At 73.5% G+C, this 19,621-nt stretch carries 25 protein-coding genes; 9 read left to right on the top strand and 16 right to left on the bottom strand.

Annotation, left to right across the window (positions count from 1 at the left end; translation table 11 throughout):
• Nucleotides 1-21: 21 nt before the first annotated feature.
• Together KME80_RS35415 and KME80_RS35410 are read right to left on the bottom strand one after the other, a co-directional pair.
• A complete protein-coding gene (locus KME80_RS35415) occupies nucleotides 22-648 on the bottom strand; it encodes a LysE family translocator (RefSeq protein WP_219511272.1) in 627 nt (208 codons plus the stop codon).
• Nucleotides 649-670: 22 nt separating this feature from the next.
• The gene (locus KME80_RS35410) at nucleotides 671-1,579 is read right to left on the bottom strand and encodes a LysR family transcriptional regulator (protein WP_219511270.1); all 909 of its coding nucleotides are present in this window, start codon (nucleotides 1,577-1,579) and stop codon (nucleotides 671-673) included.
• Between the two features lie 87 nt (nucleotides 1,580-1,666).
• Here KME80_RS35410 and KME80_RS35405 point away from each other — a divergent pair, with 87 nt between their 5' ends.
• Nucleotides 1,667-2,209, top strand: a complete 543-nt coding sequence (locus KME80_RS35405; protein ID WP_219511268.1) for a cysteine dioxygenase family protein — start codon at nucleotides 1,667-1,669, stop codon at nucleotides 2,207-2,209.
• On the opposite strand, the gene KME80_RS35400 is transcribed toward KME80_RS35405, so the two are convergent.
• Entirely contained in the window at nucleotides 2,164-2,877 is a 714-nt protein-coding gene (locus tag KME80_RS35400; RefSeq protein ID WP_219511266.1) for an alpha/beta fold hydrolase, read from the bottom strand. The genes KME80_RS35405 and KME80_RS35400 overlap by 46 nt on opposite strands.
• Before the next feature lie 2 nt (nucleotides 2,878-2,879).
• Complete coding sequence (locus tag KME80_RS35395) at nucleotides 2,880-3,368, bottom strand: pyridoxamine 5'-phosphate oxidase family protein (RefSeq protein WP_219511265.1); 489 nt, start codon at nucleotides 3,366-3,368, stop codon at nucleotides 2,880-2,882.
• A gap of 44 nt (nucleotides 3,369-3,412) precedes the next feature.
• Between KME80_RS35395 and KME80_RS35390 the strand changes: the two genes are divergently transcribed.
• The gene (locus tag KME80_RS35390) at nucleotides 3,413-4,048 is read left to right on the top strand and encodes a winged helix-turn-helix transcriptional regulator (protein ID WP_219511262.1); all 636 of its coding nucleotides are present in this window, start codon (nucleotides 3,413-3,415) and stop codon (nucleotides 4,046-4,048) included.
• Nucleotides 4,049-4,095: 47 nt separating this feature from the next.
• A complete protein-coding gene (locus KME80_RS35385; protein WP_219511260.1) occupies nucleotides 4,096-4,590 on the top strand; it encodes a pyridoxamine 5'-phosphate oxidase family protein in 495 nt (164 codons plus the stop codon).
• Between the two features lie 14 nt (nucleotides 4,591-4,604).
• Here KME80_RS35385 and KME80_RS35380 read toward each other — a convergent pair whose 3' ends face one another.
• Complete coding sequence (locus KME80_RS35380; RefSeq protein ID WP_219511258.1) at nucleotides 4,605-5,960, bottom strand: M20/M25/M40 family metallo-hydrolase; 1,356 nt, start codon at nucleotides 5,958-5,960, stop codon at nucleotides 4,605-4,607.
• Between the two features lie 232 nt (nucleotides 5,961-6,192).
• Between KME80_RS35380 and KME80_RS35375 the strand changes: the two genes are divergently transcribed.
• Nucleotides 6,193-7,575, top strand: coding sequence for an aspartate aminotransferase family protein (locus KME80_RS35375; RefSeq protein WP_219511257.1), 1,383 nt, complete (start codon nucleotides 6,193-6,195; stop codon nucleotides 7,573-7,575).
• Nucleotides 7,576-7,637: 62 nt separating this feature from the next.
• Complete coding sequence (ald, locus tag KME80_RS35370) at nucleotides 7,638-8,753, top strand: alanine dehydrogenase (protein ID WP_219511255.1); 1,116 nt, start codon at nucleotides 7,638-7,640, stop codon at nucleotides 8,751-8,753.
• A gap of 28 nt (nucleotides 8,754-8,781) precedes the next feature.
• Here the strand turns inward: ald and KME80_RS35365 are convergent, their stop codons facing one another.
• The 6 genes from KME80_RS35365 to KME80_RS35340 all read right to left on the bottom strand — a co-directional run bounded on the left by KME80_RS35365 (nucleotide 8,782) and on the right by KME80_RS35340 (nucleotide 12,468).
• Entirely contained in the window at nucleotides 8,782-10,209 is a 1,428-nt protein-coding gene (locus KME80_RS35365) for a tetratricopeptide repeat protein (protein ID WP_219511254.1), read from the bottom strand.
• Nucleotides 10,210-10,263: 54 nt separating this feature from the next.
• The gene (locus KME80_RS35360) at nucleotides 10,264-11,088 is read right to left on the bottom strand and encodes a sulfite exporter TauE/SafE family protein (RefSeq protein WP_281427332.1); all 825 of its coding nucleotides are present in this window, start codon (nucleotides 11,086-11,088) and stop codon (nucleotides 10,264-10,266) included.
• A gap of 50 nt (nucleotides 11,089-11,138) precedes the next feature.
• Entirely contained in the window at nucleotides 11,139-11,339 is a 201-nt protein-coding gene (locus tag KME80_RS35355; protein WP_219511251.1) for a hypothetical protein, read from the bottom strand.
• Between the two features lie 93 nt (nucleotides 11,340-11,432).
• Nucleotides 11,433-11,678, bottom strand: coding sequence for an SHOCT domain-containing protein (locus KME80_RS35350; RefSeq protein ID WP_219511249.1), 246 nt, complete (start codon nucleotides 11,676-11,678; stop codon nucleotides 11,433-11,435).
• A 116-nt stretch (nucleotides 11,679-11,794) separates the two neighbouring features.
• Nucleotides 11,795-12,253, bottom strand: a complete 459-nt coding sequence (locus tag KME80_RS35345) for a Clp protease N-terminal domain-containing protein (protein WP_246646300.1) — start codon at nucleotides 12,251-12,253, stop codon at nucleotides 11,795-11,797.
• A gap of 17 nt (nucleotides 12,254-12,270) precedes the next feature.
• Nucleotides 12,271-12,468: a hypothetical protein gene (locus KME80_RS35340; protein ID WP_197094079.1), complete on the bottom strand. Its 198-nt coding sequence runs from the start codon at nucleotides 12,466-12,468 to the stop codon at nucleotides 12,271-12,273.
• Between the two features lie 57 nt (nucleotides 12,469-12,525).
• Between KME80_RS35340 and KME80_RS35335 the strand changes: the two genes are divergently transcribed.
• Complete coding sequence (locus tag KME80_RS35335) at nucleotides 12,526-13,698, top strand: FAD-dependent monooxygenase (protein WP_219511244.1); 1,173 nt, start codon at nucleotides 12,526-12,528, stop codon at nucleotides 13,696-13,698.
• Here the strand turns inward: KME80_RS35335 and KME80_RS35330 are convergent.
• Nucleotides 13,679-14,326, bottom strand: coding sequence for a response regulator (locus tag KME80_RS35330; protein WP_219511241.1), 648 nt, complete (start codon nucleotides 14,324-14,326; stop codon nucleotides 13,679-13,681). The two genes, KME80_RS35335 and KME80_RS35330, sit on opposite strands and share 20 nt — an antisense overlap.
• Complete coding sequence (locus KME80_RS35325) at nucleotides 14,326-15,435, bottom strand: sensor histidine kinase (RefSeq protein ID WP_219511238.1); 1,110 nt, start codon at nucleotides 15,433-15,435, stop codon at nucleotides 14,326-14,328. Before KME80_RS35325 ends, KME80_RS35330 begins: the two co-directional genes overlap by 1 nt.
• A gap of 94 nt (nucleotides 15,436-15,529) precedes the next feature.
• Here KME80_RS35325 and KME80_RS35320 point away from each other — a divergent pair, with 94 nt between their 5' ends.
• On the top strand, nucleotides 15,530-17,272 hold the full coding sequence (locus KME80_RS35320; RefSeq protein WP_219511236.1) for a gamma-glutamyltransferase family protein: 1,743 nt from the start codon (nucleotides 15,530-15,532) through the stop codon (nucleotides 17,270-17,272).
• A 69-nt stretch (nucleotides 17,273-17,341) separates the two neighbouring features.
• Here KME80_RS35320 and KME80_RS35315 read toward each other — a convergent pair whose 3' ends face one another.
• Nucleotides 17,342-17,512: a hypothetical protein gene (locus KME80_RS35315; RefSeq protein WP_219511226.1), complete on the bottom strand. Its 171-nt coding sequence runs from the start codon at nucleotides 17,510-17,512 to the stop codon at nucleotides 17,342-17,344.
• 103 nt (nucleotides 17,513-17,615) lie between these two features.
• On the opposite strand from KME80_RS35315, the gene KME80_RS35310 reads away from it, so the two are divergent.
• Nucleotides 17,616-18,401 (top strand): SURF1 family protein, encoded by a 786-nt coding sequence (locus tag KME80_RS35310; RefSeq protein ID WP_219511225.1) that lies wholly within the window; start codon nucleotides 17,616-17,618, stop codon nucleotides 18,399-18,401.
• A gap of 2 nt (nucleotides 18,402-18,403) precedes the next feature.
• Nucleotides 18,404-18,721: a DUF3817 domain-containing protein gene (locus tag KME80_RS35305; RefSeq protein ID WP_219511223.1), complete on the top strand. Its 318-nt coding sequence runs from the start codon at nucleotides 18,404-18,406 to the stop codon at nucleotides 18,719-18,721.
• A 25-nt stretch (nucleotides 18,722-18,746) separates the two neighbouring features.
• Here the strand turns inward: KME80_RS35305 and KME80_RS35300 are convergent, their stop codons facing one another.
• Together KME80_RS35300 and KME80_RS35295 are read right to left on the bottom strand one after the other, a co-directional pair.
• Nucleotides 18,747-18,941, bottom strand: a complete 195-nt coding sequence (locus KME80_RS35300; RefSeq protein ID WP_219511221.1) for a tail-anchor membrane protein — start codon at nucleotides 18,939-18,941, stop codon at nucleotides 18,747-18,749.
• Nucleotides 18,942-19,046: 105 nt separating this feature from the next.
• Nucleotides 19,047-19,253: a hypothetical protein gene (locus KME80_RS35295; protein WP_219511219.1), complete on the bottom strand. Its 207-nt coding sequence runs from the start codon at nucleotides 19,251-19,253 to the stop codon at nucleotides 19,047-19,049.
• Between the last annotated feature and the right edge of the window lie 368 nt (nucleotides 19,254-19,621).

Below are 19,621 nucleotides of genomic sequence, written 5' to 3'. Positions count from 1 at the left end.
GTCACCCGGCGGCTACATCCGCTACGCCTTCTCGCCGGTGAGCCAGGCCGCCAGCCCCAGGTAGACCAGCCCGCTGCCCACGTCGAGCCGCCGCCGCGCCCGGGCCGAGCCGCGCACGTAACCCGCCAGGGCCGACGACAGCAGCGCGTACGTGCCGTCACTGGCCATGCCGAGCACCATCCAGATCAGCCCCAGCACCAGCATCTGCGGCGCGACCGGCCCGGCGGACGGGTCGGTGAACTGCGGCAGGAACGCCAGGAAGAAGATGGCCGTCTTCGGGTTGAGCACGTTGACCACGAACCCCTCCCAGAACATCCGCCGCCTGGACTGCTCCGGCACCGCCACGGCCTCCTCGCCGCCGCCCCGGCGCACCAGCTTGCGCAGCCCGAGCCAGACCAGGTAGGCGACGCCCGCGTACTTGACGACGGTGAAGGCCGTCGCCGAGGCCGCCAGCAGGGCGCTGACCCCGAGCGTGGCGGCGACGACGTGCACCACGGACCCGGCGTGCACGCCCAGGACGGAGACGAGCCCCGCGGACCTGCCCTGGGCGACGCTGCGCGTGACGATGAAGAGCACCGCGGGCCCGGGGACCAGCAGCAGCGCGAGCGTGGCCGCGCAGAAGAGGGCGAGTGTCGTCAGATCCGGCATGCGGCCATCGTAGGAGGGCGCGTCAAAGGGTTTCCCGCAGTGCAGACCCCAGCGCCGACCGTGGTGCCGCCCCCAGTGCCGACCGCAGTGCCGCCAGCAGTGCCTCGGTGGCCGGCGGGTGCGGCGGCTCGCCGTAGACGGCGGCGTAGACGTGCCTGGTCGAGCCCGGGATCGGGGTCGCCGACACCTCCGGGTGGCGGTGCGCGCGCAGCGCCAGCCCCGGCAGGACGGTGACGCCCATCCCGGCGGCCACCAGCGCCTGCACGGCCACGATGTCGTCGCTGGTGAACGTGATGTCCGGGGCGAATCCCACCTTGTCGCACAGGTCGAGCAGATGGCTGCGGCACCGGTCGCACCCGGCGATCCACGTCGATCCGGCATGCTCTTCCAGCGTCCGGTCCGGGCCGGGCGAGACCAGGTAGCTCGGGTCGTCGAGCAGGTGGACCATCTGGATGCCGTTGTCCTCCGGCGCGGTGTCGTCGTAGCGGAAGATGACCGCGACGTCGACCCGCCCGGCCCGCAGCAGCCTGAGCGCCTCGGGCGGCTCGGTCTCGGTCAGGTGCAGCCGCAGCCCCGGGTGCTCGCGCCCGAGCAGCCCGGCCGCCACGGGGACGAACGTGCCGAGCGCCGACGGGAACGCCGCCAGCCGCACCCGCCCCGACCGCAGCCCGACGTGCGCGGCCAGGTCGTCCTCGGCGGCGTCGAGCCGGCTCACGATGTCGGCGGCGCGCTCGGCCAGCAGCCGCCCCGCCTCGGTCAGCCGGATGCCGCGCCCGGCCCGCTGGATCAGCTTGGCCCCGGTCTCCGCCTCCAGCCTGGCCAGGTGATGGCTGACGGACGGCTGGGCGTAGTGCAGCTCCTTGGCCGCGGCCGTGAGCGATCCCTTCCGGGCGACCGCCAGCAGGACGCGAAGCCGCACGACATCAAGCATCCATCAACCGTACCTATGAATGAGCCTCATTACTTCTGTTGGACCTATCGATGCCGCCGTAGGACCGTGGAGGAAAGGAGGCAAGCCATGAAGACGACCCTGCGTCCCGGGCTCGGCGAGCTGGTGCCGGGCATCCGCGCGATCACCGACCGCGGCCTCGGCCGCCGCGAGACCGCGTTCGCGGTCGCCGACCTGCTGCGCGACGGGCTCCCCCCGCTGGACATCCTCACCGAGGAGGAGCGCGCCGGCTCACCCGACAGGTACGTGTCCCGCGTGCTGCACGCGCAGGACGCGTTCTCGGTCGTGGCGGTCGTCTGGCGGCCCGGCCAGGACACCGTCATCCACGACCACGTCTCGTGGTGCGCGTTCGGCGTCCTCAGCGGCGTCGAGCACGAGACCCTCTACCGGGACATGGGCGACCACCTGCTGGAGATCGGGCGCGCCGACAACCGGCCCGGCGAGGTCAGCGGCTTCGCGCCGCCCGGCGACATCCACAAGGTGCGCAACACCAGCGCCGAGGTCGGGGTGTCGATCCACGTGTACGGGGCCGACGTGAGCAGGCTGGGCAGCAGCGTCCGTCGCGTCTACGACCTGCCGGTCCGCGCGTCCTCGGCGGCCTCCCGGTCGTAGGCTTCGAGCCGGTCGGCCAGCGCGGCGGGCCGCGACAGCATGACGCTGTGGCTGCCGTCGATCTCGTCGGCCGTCACCCCGAGCCGCGCCCGGGCCATCTCCCGCATGAACGGCGCCGGGAACCAGCGGTCGTCCCGGCAGAGCAGGAAGCGGGTCGGCACGTCCGGCCACCGCTCCAGCGGCCACGGCTCGACGAGCGCCTTGTCCGCGTGCGCCCGGTTGTGCCGCGACGCCTCGGCGGCCAGCTCGGGCGGCACGTCGTGCATGAACAGCGCCACCTCGTCGTCGATGTCCTTGTCGCCGAAGCCGGTGTTGGCCCACCAGTCGCCGGGCGCCTCCCCGGGCACGGGCACCATCGCGGCCAGCATCACCAGCAGGTCGGCCCCGGCCCGGTCGCACACCAGCGGGCCGACGAAGCCGCTCCACGAGTGCGCCACCACGGCCAGCCGCCCGGTGCTCTCCCCTGTGCCCTCCCCGCCGGCCTTCGGGGCCGCTCGCCGGACCGCTTCGGCCACGGTGTCCGCGTAGTCGCCGAGCCCGGCGTCCGGGTCCTCGATGGGCAGGTCGACGGCCACCGTGGTGTGGCCGCGCCGGCGCAGCTCGTCCTCCAGCAGATGCCAGTACCAGGCGCTGCAGCCGCCGCCGTGGATCAGTGCGAACGTCGTCACGCTCACTCCCGGCCGGCGATCGGCGCGGGCAGGCGGCTCTGGAAGTCCAGCACCCCGACCCAGGCGGGCCGGACCGTGATGCGGGCCATGCGCACGCCGGGCCGGTTCGCCTCGGCCACGTTCCTGGCGCCCTGCTCCGGGCCGGCGTAGCGGTGGTGGGCCAGGGCGTACTCCGGGACGATGCCCTCCCAGTCGGTCACCTCGGCCCGGCCCCGGATGAGCAGCACGTCGGGCGGCATGGTGTTGGCGTCGATGGTGATGGCGACGTCGGGCCTGGCACGCAGCGCGGTGATCTTGGCCGCGCCGGCGAACGTGGCCATGACCAGCTCCTCGCCGTTCCAGTGGAACATCGTCGGGTAGACGCGGGGCGTGCCGTCGGAGGCGACGTAGGCGACCCTGGCCAGCTCCGTCGAGACGAGCAGCCTGCGGGCCACCTCGTGCTCCAGCAGCCTGAGGTCGCCCTGCGGCAGTGTGTTCAGGTCGGTCTCCATAGTCCTAAACTAGGACTAGCTGGTGCGAGTTGGCAAGGAGCCTGATGAGAACGTACGACGACCCCTGTGGCATCGCCCGCGCCCTCGACCACGTCGGCGAGCGGTGGGCGCTGCTGATCGTCCGCGAGCTGCTGCTCGGCCCCAAGCGCTTCACCGACCTGCGCGCGGGCCTGCCCGGCGCGAGCCAGAACGTGCTCTCCCTGCGTCTGCGCGAGCTGGAGGAGTCGGAGGTGGTGCGCCGCCGCAAGCTGCCGCCGCCCGCCGCGAGCCAGGTCTACGAGCTGACCGGCCTCGGCCGCGACCTGGAGCCCGTCGTGCTCGCGCTGGCCCGCTGGGGCAGCCGCACGCCGCTGCGCTCCGACCGGCCGCTCAGCCCCGACGCGCTCATGTACGCCCTGAAGTCCACCTTCGACCCCCGGGCCGCCGAAGGCTTCACCGGCAGCGTCGAGCTGCGCCTCGGCGAGCAGAGCTTCCTGGCCGCGGTGGACGGCGGTCGGCTCACGCTGACCCGGGCGGCCGACGGGCAGGCCCCGGCCCAGGCCGTCCTCGACACCGACCCCGGCACGCTGCGCGCCGTCGTGTTCATGGGCGAGCCCTGCGACAGGATGGCCGTCGAGGGGGACAAGCAGGTCGCCGAGCGGTTCGTCCGGCTCTTCCCGCGCCCGGCGACGAGTTCCTGACCCCGCCGGAGTCCAATCCCCCGAACCGACACGGGAAGGACCCCGCCATGGAGACCCATCTCGACGAGCGCTTCAGCGCGCCGGGCGCCACCGCCACGCCGTGGGAGCAGGCCCGCGACGAGCTGGCCCGCGCGCAGACGTACTGGCTGTCGACCGTGCGGGCGGACGGCCGCCCGCACGTCACGCCGCTGATCGCCGTCTGGCACGAGCGCGCGCTCTACTTCTGCACCGGCCCCGGCGAGCAGAAGGCCCGCAACCTGGAGACCAACCAGCGGTGCGCGCTCACGACCGGCGCCAGCACCCTGCGCGAGGGCCTCGACCTGGTCGTCGAGGGCGTCGCCGCCCAGGTGTCCGGCCCCGGCCTGCTCCACGCGCTCGCCGCCGCCTACGTGGCCAAGTACGGCGAGGAGTGGCGCTTCGAGGTGCGCGACGGCGCCTTCCACAGCGAGGAGGGCGGCCGGGCGCTGGTCTTCGAGGTCGCCCCGGACAAGGTGCTCGGCTTCCGCAAGGGCGACTACGCCCAGACCCGCTGGCGCCCCTGACCCCTTGGCTTTCCCTAGACGCCGAGCGCCGAGGGGAGGCTGAGCTCGCGCAGGAACAGCGCCTCGGTGGTGGCCACCCGGCGCAGCTCCTCCAGGTCGAGCCGCTCGTTGGGCGCGTGGATGGCCGCGTCCTCGTCCTCGGCGCCGAACAGCAGGATCTCCGCCGCCGGGAACTGCTTGAGCAGCGTGTTGACCAGCGGGATGGAGCCGCCGGCGCCGACGTCGCGCGGCGGGCGGCCGAAGGCGCGCTCCATGGCGCGGTTGAGCGCCGAGCGGGCCTTGCCGCCGGAGTCGGCCTGGAAGCCGGAGCCCACGGTGAAGTCGCCGAACGACACCTTGACGCCCCACGGCGCCACCTGGCGCAGGAACTCCACGACCGCGTTGACCGTGGTCTTGGGGTCGCCCGCCGGGGGGACGCGGACGGTGACGCGGGCCCGCGCGACCGGCTGGACGGCGTTGACCGCGCCCGAGACGCTGGGCACGTCGAGGCCGGTCACGGTGATCGCGTAGGAGGCCCAGAGGCGGTCGGCGAGCGAGCCGGAGCCGACCAGCGAGACGCCGTCGACGACGCCGGCCGTCTTGCGGAACTCCTCTTCGGAGGGGCCCTGGCCGAGGAAGCTGCCGCGCGGCAGGCCGGGCACGCGGATGTCGCCGTTCTCGTCGTGGAGCGCGCTCACCATGCGCATCAGGGCGGCGAGCGCGTCGGGGGCGGCGCCGCCGAACGAGCCGCTGTGCACGGGCTCGCGCAGGGTGCGCACCTCCATCGTGAAGGCCGCCATGCCGCGCAGCGACGTGGTCACCGCGGGGTCGCCGACGCGCGGGTTGCCGGTGTCGGCGACCACGATGGCGTCGGCGCGCAGCAGGTCGGGGTTGCGCTCGACGAACGCCTCCAGCCGCTCGCCGGCGTACTCCTCCTGGCCCTCGATGATGACCTTGATGCCGACGGGGAAGCGGCCCTGGAAGGCGCGCAGGGCGGTGACGTGGGAGATGATGCCGGACTTGTCGTCGGCCACGCCCCGGCCGAAGAGCTGCCCGTCGATGAGGGTGGGCTCGAAGGGCGGGGTGCGCCAGGCGGCCGGGTCGCCGGCGGGCTGCACGTCGTAGTGGGCGTACAGCAGGACCGTGGGCATGCCGGGCGGGGCCGGCGATTCGCCGTAGACGGCGGGGAAGCTGCCCTCGACGGGGATCTGCTGCACGCGGGCCAGGCCGGTGCTGCGCAGCAGCTCCTCCACCGCCGCTGCCGCCGCCAGCACGGGCTCCTCGGGGTGCCCCGGGAAGGCCACGGAGGGGATGGCGGCCAGGCGCCTCAGTTCCTCGACGGACTGGGGCATGGCTGCCGCGACGGCGCTCTCGATCTGGTCAGGAGTCACGGGTGGGTCCCCCGGGGTCGTTCTCGATAGTTAACGTCTCATTGCATCACACAAGGCTTCACTGTGCGTGAAACCGGATGCTGCATCGGCTAATCTACCTGCGGATTTCGTAGTTGTTACATACCGGTTCTGCGGATCTCGGTTTTCTTGCAGAGTGTCGCGACGCATTCGCTTGGCAAAGCGCAGGTGAAGATGCAGACTGTGGGGAGGTCAGACACAAGGGAAGATAGCTATGACGCAGCCGGAAAACGACGTCCTGAAGGCCGCTCAGGACAACCTGTGGTTGCACTTCACGAGGCACAGCGCCTACCAGCAGTCCGAGGTCCCGACCATCGTCCGCGGTGAGGGCTCCTACATCTACGACATCAACGGCAAACGCTACCTCGACGGGCTGGCGGGACTCTTCGTGGTCCAGGTCGGCCACGGGCGCGGCGAGCTGGCCGAGGCCGCCGCCAAGCAGGCCCAGGAGCTGGCGTTCTTCCCCCTGTGGTCCTACGCGCACCCGAAGGCCGCCGAGCTGGCCCAGCGCCTGGCGGCGATGACGCCGGGCGACCTCAACCGCGTGTTCTTCACCACAGGCGGCGGCGAGGCCGTCGAGACCGCGTGGAAGCTGGCCAAGCAGTATTACAAGCTCGTCGGCAAGCCGCTCAAGCACAAGGTCATCAGCCGCCAGATCGCCTACCACGGCACCCCGCAGGGCGCGCTGTCGATCACCGGCATCCCGGCGTTCAAGCAGATGTTCGAGCCGCTGGTGCCCGGCTCGGTGCGGGTGCCCAACACCAACCACTACCGCGCCGACGAGATCACCGGCGTGCCGGGCATGACGCCCGAGCAGTACGGGATCTGGGCGGCCGACCGGGTGGCCAGGGCGATCGAGATGGAGGGCCCCGACACGGTGGCCGCCGTGTTCGCCGAGCCCGTGCAGAACGCCGGCGGCTGCTTCCCGCCGCCTCCCGGCTACTTCCAGCGGCTGCGCGAGATCTGCGACGAGTACGACGTCCTGCTCGTCTCCGACGAGGTCATCTGCGCCTTCGGCCGGCTCGGCACCATGTTCGGCGGCGAGAAGTTCGACTACGTGCCCGACATCATCACCTGCGCCAAGGGCATGACCAGCGGCTACTCGCCGATCGGCGCCATGATCGCGCACGAGCGGCTGTTCGAGCCGTTCAAGAACGGCGACCAGATGTTCGCCCACGGCTACACCTTCGGCGGCCACCCCGTCTCCGCCGCCGTCGCGCTGGCCAACCTGGACATCTTCGAGCGCGAGGACCTGCTCGGCCACGTCACCAGGAACGAGCCCGTGTTCCAGGCCACGCTCGACGGCCTGAAGGACCTGCCGATCGTCGGCGACGTGCGCGGCTCCGGCTACTTCTGGGGCATCGAGCTGGTCAAGGACAAGGCCACCAAGGAGACGTTCGACGCCGACGAGTCGGAGCGGCTGCTGCGCGGCTACCTGTCGCACGCGCTGTACGACGCCGGCCTCTACTGCCGGGCCGACGATCGCGGCGACCCGGTCATCCAGCTCGCGCCACCGCTGATCGCAGGACCGAAGGAGTTCGACGAGATCGGGTCGATACTCCGCTCGGTGCTCACGGAAGCGTGGGCGCGATTGTAGAAACCCCCCATCCGGTACGGCTCGCCGTACCGGATTTTTTGTTCCCGAAAGGAGCATCGCCCATGAAGATCGGCGTGCCGACCGAGGTCAAGAACCACGAATACCGCGTCGCGGTCACCCCTGCTGGCGTCCACGAGCTGGTCAGCCACGGCCACAGCGTGACGGTCCAGCGCGGCGCGGGGCTCGGCTCGCACATCACGGACGAGGAGTACCTGTCGGCGGGCGCGAAGATCCGCGAGGGCGCCGACGCGGTCTGGGAAGAGGCCGACCTCGTCCTCAAGGTCAAGGAACCGATCGCGGAGGAGTACCACCGCCTGCGCGAGGGCCAGGTGCTGTTCACCTACCTCCATCTGGCGGCGTCGCGGCCGTGCACCGACGCGCTGCTGGCGGCGCGCACCACCGCGATCGCGTACGAGACGGTCCAGGAGGGCCGGGCGCTGCCGCTGCTCGCCCCCATGTCGGAGGTCGCGGGCAGGCTGGCGCCGCAGGTCGGCGCGTACAACCTGATGCGCTCCAACGGCGGGCGCGGCGTGCTGCCGGGCGGCGTGCCCGGCGTGGCTCCGGCCAAGGTCGTGGTGATCGGCGGCGGCGTCTCGGGGCTGAACGCGGCCCAGATCGCCGTCGGCATGGGCGCCGAGGTCACCGTCCTCGACACGAACGTCGACCGGCTGCGCTTCATCGACGCCGTCTACCAGGGCCGGCTGCGCACGCTGGTGTCGACGGCGTACGCGATCGAGCAGGAGGTGCTGCGGGCCGACCTGGTGATCGGCGCGGTCCTCATCCCCGGCGCGAAGGCTCCCACGCTGGTCAGCAACGAGCTGGTCTCGCGGATGAAGCCCGGCTCGGTGCTCGTCGACATCGCGATCGACCAGGGCGGCTGCTTCGAGGACTCCCGGCCGACCACCCACGCCAACCCCACCTACACGGTGCACGGCTCGGTCTTCTACTGCGTGGGCAACATGCCGGGCTCGGTGCCCAACACCTCCACGAACGCGCTGACCAACGCCACCCTCCCGTACGCGGTCAAGCTGGCGGACCTGGGCTGGCAGGAGGCGCTCGCCGCGGACGCGACCCTGGCGGGCGGCCTCAACACGCACGCCGGCACGCTCACCAACGAGCCGGTCGCCCAGGCGCTCCAGCTTCCGTACACGCCGGTGGCCGAGGTGCTGGCCGCCTGACCGAGCCGCGGGGCCGGTCGGCGGTTGTTCACCGGCGGCGCGGCGAGCCGCCTCCGTCGCGGGCGGCGCCGGCCGTCCCGAGGCGGCGGCGCAGCTCGCGGGCCGTGGCCAGCACGTGCTCGATCTCGCCCGGGCTCGGCCACGGCCCGCTGCCGGGCCGCAGCAGCGTGCCGCGCACCGAGGCCAGGTGCTCGACCGCGCTGGCGTGCAGCCCGCTGCGGCTCACCAGCCAGCCGATCACGTCGGCGTGGTCGAGCAGCGGCCTGGTCATCAGGTCCCAGGTGCCGAGGATCTCCGTCAGCTCCGTCACCGACAGCCCGTGGCCGCCCCGGCGGCCGGTGGCGGCGGCGGCCAGCTCGGCGCGGGCCACCAGCTCCGGCTCGGCGGGCCGGTCCCAGATGGGCGGCGGCGGGTCGGCCAGCCACTCCTCGGCTTCGGCCGTCTTGCCCGCCGCCGTCAGCAGGCCGCCCAGCTCCACGGCCGCCCGGTGGTGCCCGGCCAGCGCCGCCTGGCGGAACCAGTGCTGGCCGCCGCCCAGGTCGCCGAACTCGGCGATGAGCAGCAGCGCGAAGTTGAACGCCGACTCGGCGTCGCCGCCCGCCGCGCCCCTGCCGAACCAGTGGCTGGCGCCCTGCGCGTCGTTCAGCTCCACGCAGACGAACCCGGCCATCCGCTGGTCCTCCAGCCGCCCCGCCCCGGCGGCCTGCTCGTACCAGCCGCGCGCGGTGCGCAGGTCGCGGCGCGACAGCGCGATGGCGCCGAGCTGCGAGGCGGCGCCCGGGTGCTCGCTCTTGGCGGCCAGCCGGTAGTAGCCCTCCGCGCCCTCGGGGTCGCGGCTGGCCTGGAGGAACAGGCCCAGGCAGTAGGCCGACTCGGCGTGCCCGGCCCGGGAGGCGGTCTCCCACCAGCGCACGGTCTCCTCCTCGTCGCCGCCCGAGTAGGCGAGGAACCCGGCGTCGTGCGCGGAGGGCGCGTCACCGGCGGCGGCGGCGTGCCGGTGCCACTCCCGCGCCGCCTGGATCTCGCCCGCGTCCTCGCACATCAGCGCCAGCCGGCGCGCCGCGGCCCGCGACCCGGCCCGCGCGGCGTTCTCGTACCAGCTCCGCGCCATCGCGTAGTCGCCGCGCTGCTCCAGCAGCAGCGTGGCCAGGTTGACGGCGGCCTCCGCGTCGCCGGTGCCGGCGGCCAGCTCGTACCAGGTGACGGCCTCGTCGAGGCTGCCGTGCTTCTCGTGCCAGATGCCGAGGTTGTAGGCGCTGTCGATGTTGCCGCCCGCGGCGGCGCGCTCCCACCACTGCCTGGCCGACAGGCGGTCGCCGCGCTGCGCGTAGAGCCTGCCCAGCCGGTGCGCGGCCTGCGCGTCGCCCGCCTGCGCCGCCATCAGCAGCTCGGCCTCGTCCCCCACCCGTGGCGCCGGCACGGCCGGCAGCGCCACGTCACCTTGCCTCCACGCCATGGCCCACAGGGTGGCACGTGATCGCCCGATCGCGAACGGTAATCGCCGAGCCTGTCAGGAGAACTTGATGAAGCCTGTGAACATGCCCATCCCGCAGGCGTAACGCAGCTCTCCCGGCGGCTGCGGCGGCAGCTTCACCGTCGCCGGCACGGCCAGGTCGCGCCCGGCGAACGCCACGGTCTGCGCGCATCCCCGGTCGACCAGCTTGAACACCACCTCGACGGGCACCCCGGCCGGCGCCTCCACGGCCGCGGGCCGGTAGCCGTCGTGGGTGGCGTAGATGGTGACGGTCCTGCTCAGCGGCCGGTCCGGCCCGGCGCTCGCGCCCGCGGGCAGCCAGCCGCCCAGGTTGACGCCCGCCCCGATCGTCCACAGCCCCGCCGCGACGGCCAGCACCGCCGTCACCTTGGACAGCCGGGTACGGGACACGCGCCGCAGCACGTAACCCAGGAGCGCCAGCGCGGGCGAGCTGCCGAGCACGAACCCGGCCATCACCGCCGCGCCCGGCAGCGGCGAGCCGCTGGAGACCGCGACCAGCTCCATGCCGATCGTCACCCCGCACGGCACCAGGATCGTGGCGGCCCCGAGCAGCGGCGCGGCCATCGGGGGCAGCTCCCGCCCGCCCGGCGCGCAGCCGGTGCGGCGCAGCGCCCGCACGGCGAAGACGATCACCAGCACGCCCGCGGCGACCAGCAGGACCGCCCGGGCGGCGGGCGGCGGTTTGACGGCGGCGCCGATCAGCCCGAGCAGCGCGCCGGCCGCCGAGTAGGAGGCGAGCCGGCCGGCCAGGAACCAGGCCACCGCCCGGCCGCGCCCCTCGGCCAGCCCGACCATCAGGCCGCCGTGCACAGCGGTGCACGAGGCGGTGCCCGCCAGCAGCCCGGCGGCCAGGCCGCTGCCGAGCAGCGTGAGCGCCTGTGCCGTGGTGCTCAGTGGACCAGCGCCAGCTCGTCCAGCGATCCGGCCTTGGCCGCCTCCACGATCGAGGCGAACTGGTCGTGGCTCATCTCCACCCGCTGGCCGAAGTCGTCCGTGATGACCACCTGGCGATCCTCAGGCGCCGTCGGGTCGACGAACAGCTCCGGGCAGCCGCAGCTGCACTGGCCGCAGAACCTGGCGATTGACCGCATCTCATCCCCACTTCTGGAAGAGGTCCTGTAGGGAAAGTAACCTTGCGTGCCGAATGCGGCCAGTGACAGTTGTTTCACCCTGCGTACCGTTTATCAGGCCCCGCCTCTGAGCACGGACATCCTTTCGAGGTATTCGTCGTCGCTCATCTCGCCGCGGGCGTACCTCTCGGCGAGGATCTGCTCGGCGGGCGCGGTGGGCCTGGTCTCCGCGGGGCGTCCCCGCCGGCCCCAGACGCCCCGGCGCCAGGTCCAGGCGGCGAGCGCGACGACGGCGATCCAGAACAGGCCCCAGATCATCGGGATGACGGGCCAGAAGCCCGCGTGCGCGAACGTGTTCATGTTCTCCTCCTTCGGCGTACCTCCAGGGTCGCCGCCGGAGGGTCGCGGCGAATCGGACGGCGGGCGTGTCCTGGGGTCCGCCCGGGGGAGTACGCGCTGCCCGGTGTCCGTACGCCTCAGGGGGAGAGGCGGGCGCGGGCGGCGGCGCGGTCGACGCCGAGGGCGTCGATGAGCTCGGCCACCGGGTCGGGGTGGCGCTGGTCGAGCAGGGCCAGCAGGAGCCGGCCCGGACCTTCCTGGTCGCGGTTCTTCCTGGTGGTGGCCTTGGCCGCCTGGACGATGGCGGCGCGGGCGCTGGAGGACAGCGCGGTGCCGGGGAGCGGCGGGTGCTTGCGCGGCCTGGCCGCCGGGGCGTCGCCGACGTCGATGCCGATCGCGCGCAGGGCGGCCCGGTCGAGGGTGTCGAGCGCGCCCCGGGCCGTCGCGGCGTCGACGCCCAGCGTCCGCGCCGGGGCGCCGGACGGGTCGCGGAGCAGGCCGAGCAGCAGGTGCTCGGTGCCCAGGCGGCGGTCGCCGCGCTGCCGGGCCTCGTCCTGGGCGGCCTTGATCGCCTGACCGAACGGGCTCTTGTCCATGCCGAACATGGCGGGCCTCACTTTCCGTACTTGGCGTGCACCGACTGGCGCGACATCCCGAGGGCGTCGCCGATCTGCTCCCACGTCCAGCCCTGCTCGCGGGCGAGCCCGACCGAGACGGCCTCGACCTGCTCGGCGAGCCGGTGGAGTGCGCCGACAGCGCGCAGGCCCACGGCGGGGTCGTGGGACTTGATGCGTTCAGACAGTTCTCCCATGTCCACGCTGTCAGGCTAGATTGACAGCCGGAGATTTGTCAATCTAGCCTGACAGGCATGGACGATGTCGTGATCGTGGGAGCCGGGCCCGTCGGGCTGATGCTGGCGGGTGAGCTGGCGTTGGCCGGAGTGCGGCCGCTCGTGCTGGACAAGAGGCCGGAGCCGAGCGAGCTGCCGCGCGCCAACGGCGTCATCGGGCAGGCCGTCGACCTGCTCGAACAGCGGGGACTGCTGAAGGGGGCCCGCAGGCCGCCGCGCTTCCCGTTCGGGCCGGTGCCGCTGCCGCTGGCCCGGCTGGACGTGCCGCTCCGGACGGTGGTCATCCAGCAGCCGCGCCTGGAGAGACTGCTGGCCGGGCGCGCCGCCGAGCTGGGGGCGGAGATCCGGCGCGGCCGGGAGGTGCGCTCGCTCACCCAGGACGAGCAGGGCGTGACGCTGCACGTCGCGGGCGAGCGGCCGGTGCGGGCCGGGTTCGCCGTCGGCTGCGACGGCGGCCGCAGCCTGGTCCGCGAGCAGGCGGGGATCGGCTTCCCCGGCACCACCGACGACGAGGTGCTGCGGCTCGGCCACTTCCGGGGCAGGCCGAAGCTCGGCGGGCTGGCGCGGGGCTGGAACGAGTTCCCCGGCGGCCGCGTCCTGCTGACCTCGCTGCGGCCCGGCGTCCACATCGTCGCCGTACGCGAGAAGGGCGGCCCGGGGGAGAAGGGCGGGGCCGTCACCGTCGGCGACCTGCGGGCCGCCCTGCGCCGGGTCACCGGCCGCGACCTGCCGCTGGGCGAGCCGATCTGGCTGACCGCCACCGTCGCCCAGGCCCGGCTCGCCGAGCGCTACCGGGCCGGGCGGGTGTTCCTCGCGGGCGACGCCGCCCACCTGTTCCCGGCGGGCGGATCGGCGCTGAACGTCGGCCTCGTCGACGCCGCCGAGCTCGCCGCCAGGCTCGCTGCCCACCTGGCCGGCGCCTCCGCCCGGGTGCTCGACGCGTACGAGGCCGAGCGCCGCCCGCAGGCCGAGCGGACGCTCGCGCACACCCGCGCCCAGCGGGCGCTGGAACGGCTGTCCGGCGAGGAGGGCGCGGCCCTGCGCGACCTGCTCGGCGAGGTGTTCGCCCACCCGGGACCCGCCCGCCACCTGGCCGCGCTGCTGCACGGCTCGACCGGCCCGTACACGCCCCCGGACGCGCCGGCCCGCCGGCGGCGGCGCTGGCCGGCGCTCAGAGCCAGCCGGGCTTGACCAGGCCGGACTCGTAGGCGATCACGACGAGCTGGGCCCGATCGCGGGCGTGCAGCTTCATCATCGCCCGGCTCACGTGCGTCTTGGCCGTCGCCGGCGACATGAACAGCCGGGCGGCGATCTCGTCGTTCGTCATGCCGGAGCCGACCAGCGTCAGCACCTCCCGCTCGCGGTCGGTGAGCTGGTCCAGGCCCTCGGCGGCCAGCGGCTCCTTGGCGCGGGAGGCGTACTCTGCGATCAGGCGGCGGGTCACGCTGGGCGACAGCAGCGCCTCCCCGGCCGCCACCACCCGCACGGCCTGGATCAGCTCGGCCGGCTCGGTGTCCTTGACCAGGAAGCCGCTCGCGCCGCCGCGCAGCGCCTCGAACACGTACTCGTCCAGCTCGAACGTCGTCAGGATGACGATGCGCGGCCCCTCCGGCATCTGCCGGGTCGCGGTGAGGCCGTCGGTGCCCGGCATCCGGATGTCCATCAGCACCACGTCGGGGTGGTGCTCGGCGGCCAGGCGGACCGCCTCGGCCCCGTCGGCCGCCTCGGCCACCACCGACATGTCCGGCTGGGCGTCCAGCAGCGCCTTGAACCCGGCCCGCACGAGCGCCTGGTCGTCGGCCAGCAACAGCTTGATCATCAATCCTCCTGGGGTAGGGGCAGCCGGGCCGAGACCTGGAAGCCGTCGCCCGACGGGCCGGCCACCAGCGTGCCGCCCAGGGCCGAGGCCCGCTCACGCATGCCGGGGATGCCGTTGCCGCTGCCCTCCTCGGACAGCGCGCCCGGCGCCGTCGCGCCGGAGTCGGTCACCCGGACGGCCAGCTCGTCCGCGCCGTACTCCAGCCGCACCGTCACCCGCGAGCCGGGCGCGTGGCGGGCGGCGTTCGTCAGCGACTCCTGGACGATTCGGTAGGCGGCCCGCTCCACCGGCAGCGGCAGCGGGCGCGAGCCCACCCGCTTGATCGTCACGTCCAGGCCGCTGCGCTCGGCCAGGTCGTCCAGCCGGTCGAGCCCCGCCGTGGGGGCGCGCGGGGCGCCCTCGCGCAGCACGTTCAGCACCGAGCGCATCTCGCCCAGCACCTCCTTGGAGGCGGCCTTGATCGTGGTCAGCGCGGTGCGGGCCTGCTCGGGCTGGTCGTCGATCAGGTGCAGCGCGGTCGACGCCTGCACGTGGATGAGCGAGATGTTGTGCGCCAGCACGTCGTGCAGCTCCTGCGCCATCGTCAGCCGCTCCTCGCTGGCCTGGCGCCTGGTCTCCTCCTCGGCGGCCCGCTGCTGCTGGGCGCGGCGCTCGCGCCAGATCCGGGTGAGCTCCGCGACCACCATGATGAGCAGGATGAACGCGGTGACGGCCAGGTCGTGGAAGAGCCCGAGCGACAGCTCGCTGCCGATGTAGCCGTACGCGACGAAGACCGCGAGCGTGATCCCCGCCATGATCCAGCCGGCCAGCCGCCGCCCCTGGGTGATCAGGCAGAACAGCAGGATCGCCGGGGCGAAGTAGACGGGCCCGAGCGGGTAGTCGAGCCAGGTGTAGGCGTACGTGGCGAGCAGCGCCACGACCGACGAGGCGACCGGGAACTTGCGGCGGAACACGATCGCCGCCGGGCCGATCAGCAGCAGCACGTACGCCACCGCGTCGAGCGGCCGCCTGAACTCCCGCTGCCCCCAGGCCGCCCCCTGGGACAGCACGACCTGGGCGACCGCCATGATCAAAGCGAGGTAGGGATCGAACCCGGACTTCTTGCCCACACCCCCACGCTAGGCCCCGCGCATGACCATCGCATCCTCCGGTTGTGGCAGGGGGCCCTACCACGACAGGCGTAGCTGGGTCATCGTGGACACCATGCGCCGAGTGATCGTTCCCGCAGCAGCAGTCCTCGTCTCACTGGCCCCCGCCGCCCCGGCCGTGGCCGCGCACCACCCGCCCCCGCAGAAGGTCCCCGTCGCCGAAGGCCACGGCGGCGCCGTCGCCACCGTCGACCTCGACGCCAGCCGGGCGGCCGTCGCCGTGCTCAGGCGCGGCGGCAACGCCATGGACGCCGCCGTCGCCGCCGGCGCCGTGCTCGGCGTCACCGAGCCCTACTCCGCCGGGCTGGCCGGCGGCGGCTTCATGGTCTACTACGACGCCAGGAGACGCCAGGTCCACACCATCGACGGCCGCGAGACCGCCCCGCGCGCCATGACCTCGACCAGCCTCGAAGGCATCCCGTTCGAGGAGGCCGTCACCAGCGGCCTGTCGGCGGGCGTCCCCGGCGCCGTCGCCCAGTGGGACCTCGCCCTGCGCCGATTCGGCACGCTCTCGCTGCGCCAGGCGCTCCAGCCCGCGATCGAGGTCGCGTCCAAGGGCTTCGTCGTCGACCAGACCTTCCACGACCAGACCGCCCAGAACGCCGCCCGGTTCAAGGACTTCACCTCCACCGCCGCCCTCTACCTGCCCGGCGGCGCGCCCCCGGCGGTCGGCTCCGTCTTCCGCAACCCCGACCTCGCCGCCACCTACCGCGAGCTGGCCCGGCGCGGCCCCGGCTGGCTGTACGGCGGGCGGCTCGGCAGCGAGATCGTGGAAACGGTCAAACGGCCCCCCGTGACCCCCGGCTCGACGCGCAACGTCCGGCCCGGCCTGATGGAGCTCGGCGACCTGCGCGCCTACCGGGCCCTCATGCGGGAGCCCACGCGCGTCGGCTACCGCGGCCTGACCGTCTACGGCATGGCGCCCCCGTCGTCCGGCGGCTCGACCGTGGGGGAGGCGCTCAACATCCTCGACGCGCTGCCCCGCGTCGGCGTGCACGAATACCTGGAGGCGTCCCGGCTCGCCTTCGCCGACCGCAACGCCTACGTCGGCGACCTCCCCGGCGTCCCGCTGCGCGAGCTCCTGTCGGACGGCTTCGCCAAGGAACGCGCCTGCCTGATCGGCGAGCGCGCCATCGCGCACCCGGCCCGACCCGGCGCCCCCGACGGCGACTACGGGCCCTGCGCCCCGCCTTCGGACACCGCACCCGCCACCCCCACCGCCGCCGAAGGCCCCGAGACCACCCACCTCGTCGTCGCCGACCGGTGGGGCAACGTCGTCGCCTACAACCTCACCATCGAGTCCACCGGCGGCAACGGCATCGTCGTCCCCGGCCGGGGCTTCCTGCTCAACAACGAGCTGACCGACTTCACCTTCGGCCCCGCCCCCGGCGACCCGAACCTGCCCGCCCCCGGCAAGCGGCCCCGCTCGTCGATGGCGCCCACCCTCGTGTTCGACGACGGCAGGCCCGTGATGGCGCTCGGCTCGCCCGGCGGCTCCACGATCATCACGACCGTGCTGCAGATCCTGGTCAACCGGTACGAGTTCGGCATGCGGCTGCCGGAAGCGCTCGCCGCGCCGCGCGCCACCCAGCGCAACACCGCCCAGACGCAGGCCGAGCAGGCGTTCCTCGACGCGTACGAGACCGAACTGGAGGCGAGAGGGCACGACCTGGTGCTGAACCCGGAGATCGGGGCGGCCACGGCGCTGGAGTTCCTCGGCCGAGGCCGGATCCAGGCGGTCGCCGAGCCGGTCAGGCGCGGCGGCGGCAGCGCGATGGTGGCCGGCTCACACCGCTGAGCGGCGCGGCCCCGGGGCACGACGAGAACCCGCCACGGCGCGTGGCGGGGAGGGTCCGGCCCCGGGGCGCTAGCGCAGGAGCAGGAACGCGGCGACGCCGATGGCGGCGACCACCACGACGACGGCGACGATCGGCAGGACCGGCGACTTCTTCACCGTCTTGGACTCCTGCTCGGACCGCTGCGCGAACGCGCGGAACTGCTGAGTGTTGCCCGCAGGGTCGATATGCTGGTCAGACATGCGCAGCAGCCTAGCGGGATCGCCTGCCGCTTTTGCGCCTTTTCGCGTGATCCACGGGTGGGTTGGTTACGAGACCGGCCCCCCGGGCGGATAGCTTGGAACCATGCTCAAGACCCTGTTCTCGCTGCGCGTCATGGGGTTGCACCTGCTCACGATCGCGGTCGTCACCGCGTTCATCCTGCTCGGGCGCTGGCAACTCGGCGTGTTCCAGGACTCGGGCAAGCCGCAGGCCACCACCGACCCCGCGCCGGTGAGCGTCACCACGCTCTCCGACGTCGGCGGCCACATGCTCACCGCAGCGGTCGGGCGCAGGGTCACCGCCGAAGGCGTCTACGACGCCGACCGGCAGCTCCTCGTCGCCGACCGGCCGCCGCACGTCGACGCGCCCGGCGGCAACGTCTCACGCGGCGAGGGCTACTGGGTCCTCACACCGCTCCGGCTCGACGACGGCACCCTCATGCCCGTCGTCCGGGGCTGGGTCGCCCAGGCCGGCGACCCCGGCACCGCCGTGCCCGCCGGACGTGCCACCGTCGAGGGCAGGCTGCGCCCCCCGCAGGGCACCGACAGCGTCCAGCGCCGCCCCGAAGGCGTGCCCGCGGGCCAGGTGCAGACCGTGTCGACCGGCGAGCTGATCAACCTGTGGAGCGGGCAGAAGGTGCGCAACGGCTTCGTCGTCGCCCAGCCCGCCGCCGGCGCCGCCCTCACCCCCGTCGAGGTGTCACCGCCCGTGGTCGGAGGCACGCTCACGTGGCGTAACCTGGCTTACGCCGCCAACTGGTGGATCTTCGCCGGATTCGCCGTGTTCATGTGGTTCCACTTCGTACGCGACGCCGTACGGAGTGACCGGGACCGGGCAGCCGGGTCCCCCGAGATGGTTCTGGAAGGTTAACGGTGGAATCGGCTCTCAAGCCCTTCCGGGTGCTCGCCTACATTGTCGGCGTCATGCTCCTGATCCTCTGCGTCGCCATGGTGATGCGCTACGGCTTCGGCGTCGACGGGCTGTCGAAGGTCATCGCGCCCATCCACGGCGGCCTCTACATGCTCTACCTCGTCGCCGTGATGAACCTGGGCATGAAAGCCCGCTGGTCCTGGCCGTACATGCTGGGCGTGATGCTCGGCGGCACCGTGCCGTTCCTGTCGTTCTACGTCGAGCGCCGCGTCACCGTGCGCGTCGCCGGGCAGGTGGACGGCCGGACGGCGGAGGCCTGACGCCCCCGCCGCCCGCCGCGCCCCGTCAACGGCCGATGCCGCGCCTGCGCGCCCGCTTCAACCGCTCACGCTGCGACGGGTCCAGCATCATGTAGCCGACCACCGGGGCCGCGACCACGCCGAGGATGACGAGCAGGGTGATGAACCCGGGGCCGAAGAACCACAGCGAGAGCAAGACGGCGGCGCCTGCGCCGATGGCGTACTTCGTGATTGGCGACATCCTCAGCTTCCTCCGAACGCGGGGCCCACGCCCCGCCTCTCCCACATTGTGCGTCGCCCGTCCAACGATTGGAGCCACCGGCGTGGTTCCAATTCGCGACCTATCTCAACCGGCGTGCGCCAGCGCGGCCAGCAACTCCCGCCGCAGCACCCCGTGCGCCGGGCGCCGCGCCGGGTCCCCGGACAGCAAACCCACCAGGACCGGCGCCATCACCCCCGCCCTGGCGAGCGCCGCCCCCGGCACCGGCGGCCGCCCCTCCACGGCCGCGAACAGCACCGCCCCGAGCGACCACAGGTCCCCCGCGGCACTCACCACCCCCTCCGGCGGCGCGTACACACTGCCCTGAAACCCGCCGTACGGGGGCGCCCCCTGGGTTGGGGTATGCCCGTCACCCCGCCCCGCGGGCGCGCCTTCCCGGAGGGAGGCCGGGGGCGCCTGGGACGCGGCTTCCCCGGGGGCGCGGCTGCCGGCCCACCCGGGCGGGGCGGCTCCCGGCGGTACGGCCACCCCGCCGTACGGGGGTGCGCCAGTTCCCTGCGCGGGGTCCCGCCCGTTGGGGACGGCCCCGCTGCCGTACGGGGGTGCGCCTTCCTGGAGGGAGGGCGAAGGGCTCTGGAGGGGCGTGCGCCCGTCCGGCGGGGTGGGCTGGGGCCAGTCGGGGGGCGCGGCGCCGGGGGGCG

This window comes from Nonomuraea ceibae, from assembly GCF_019396325.1.
Classification (GTDB): Bacteria; Actinomycetota; Actinomycetes; order Streptosporangiales; family Streptosporangiaceae; genus Nonomuraea; species Nonomuraea ceibae.
This window is presented reverse-complemented; position numbering and strand designations above follow the sequence as displayed.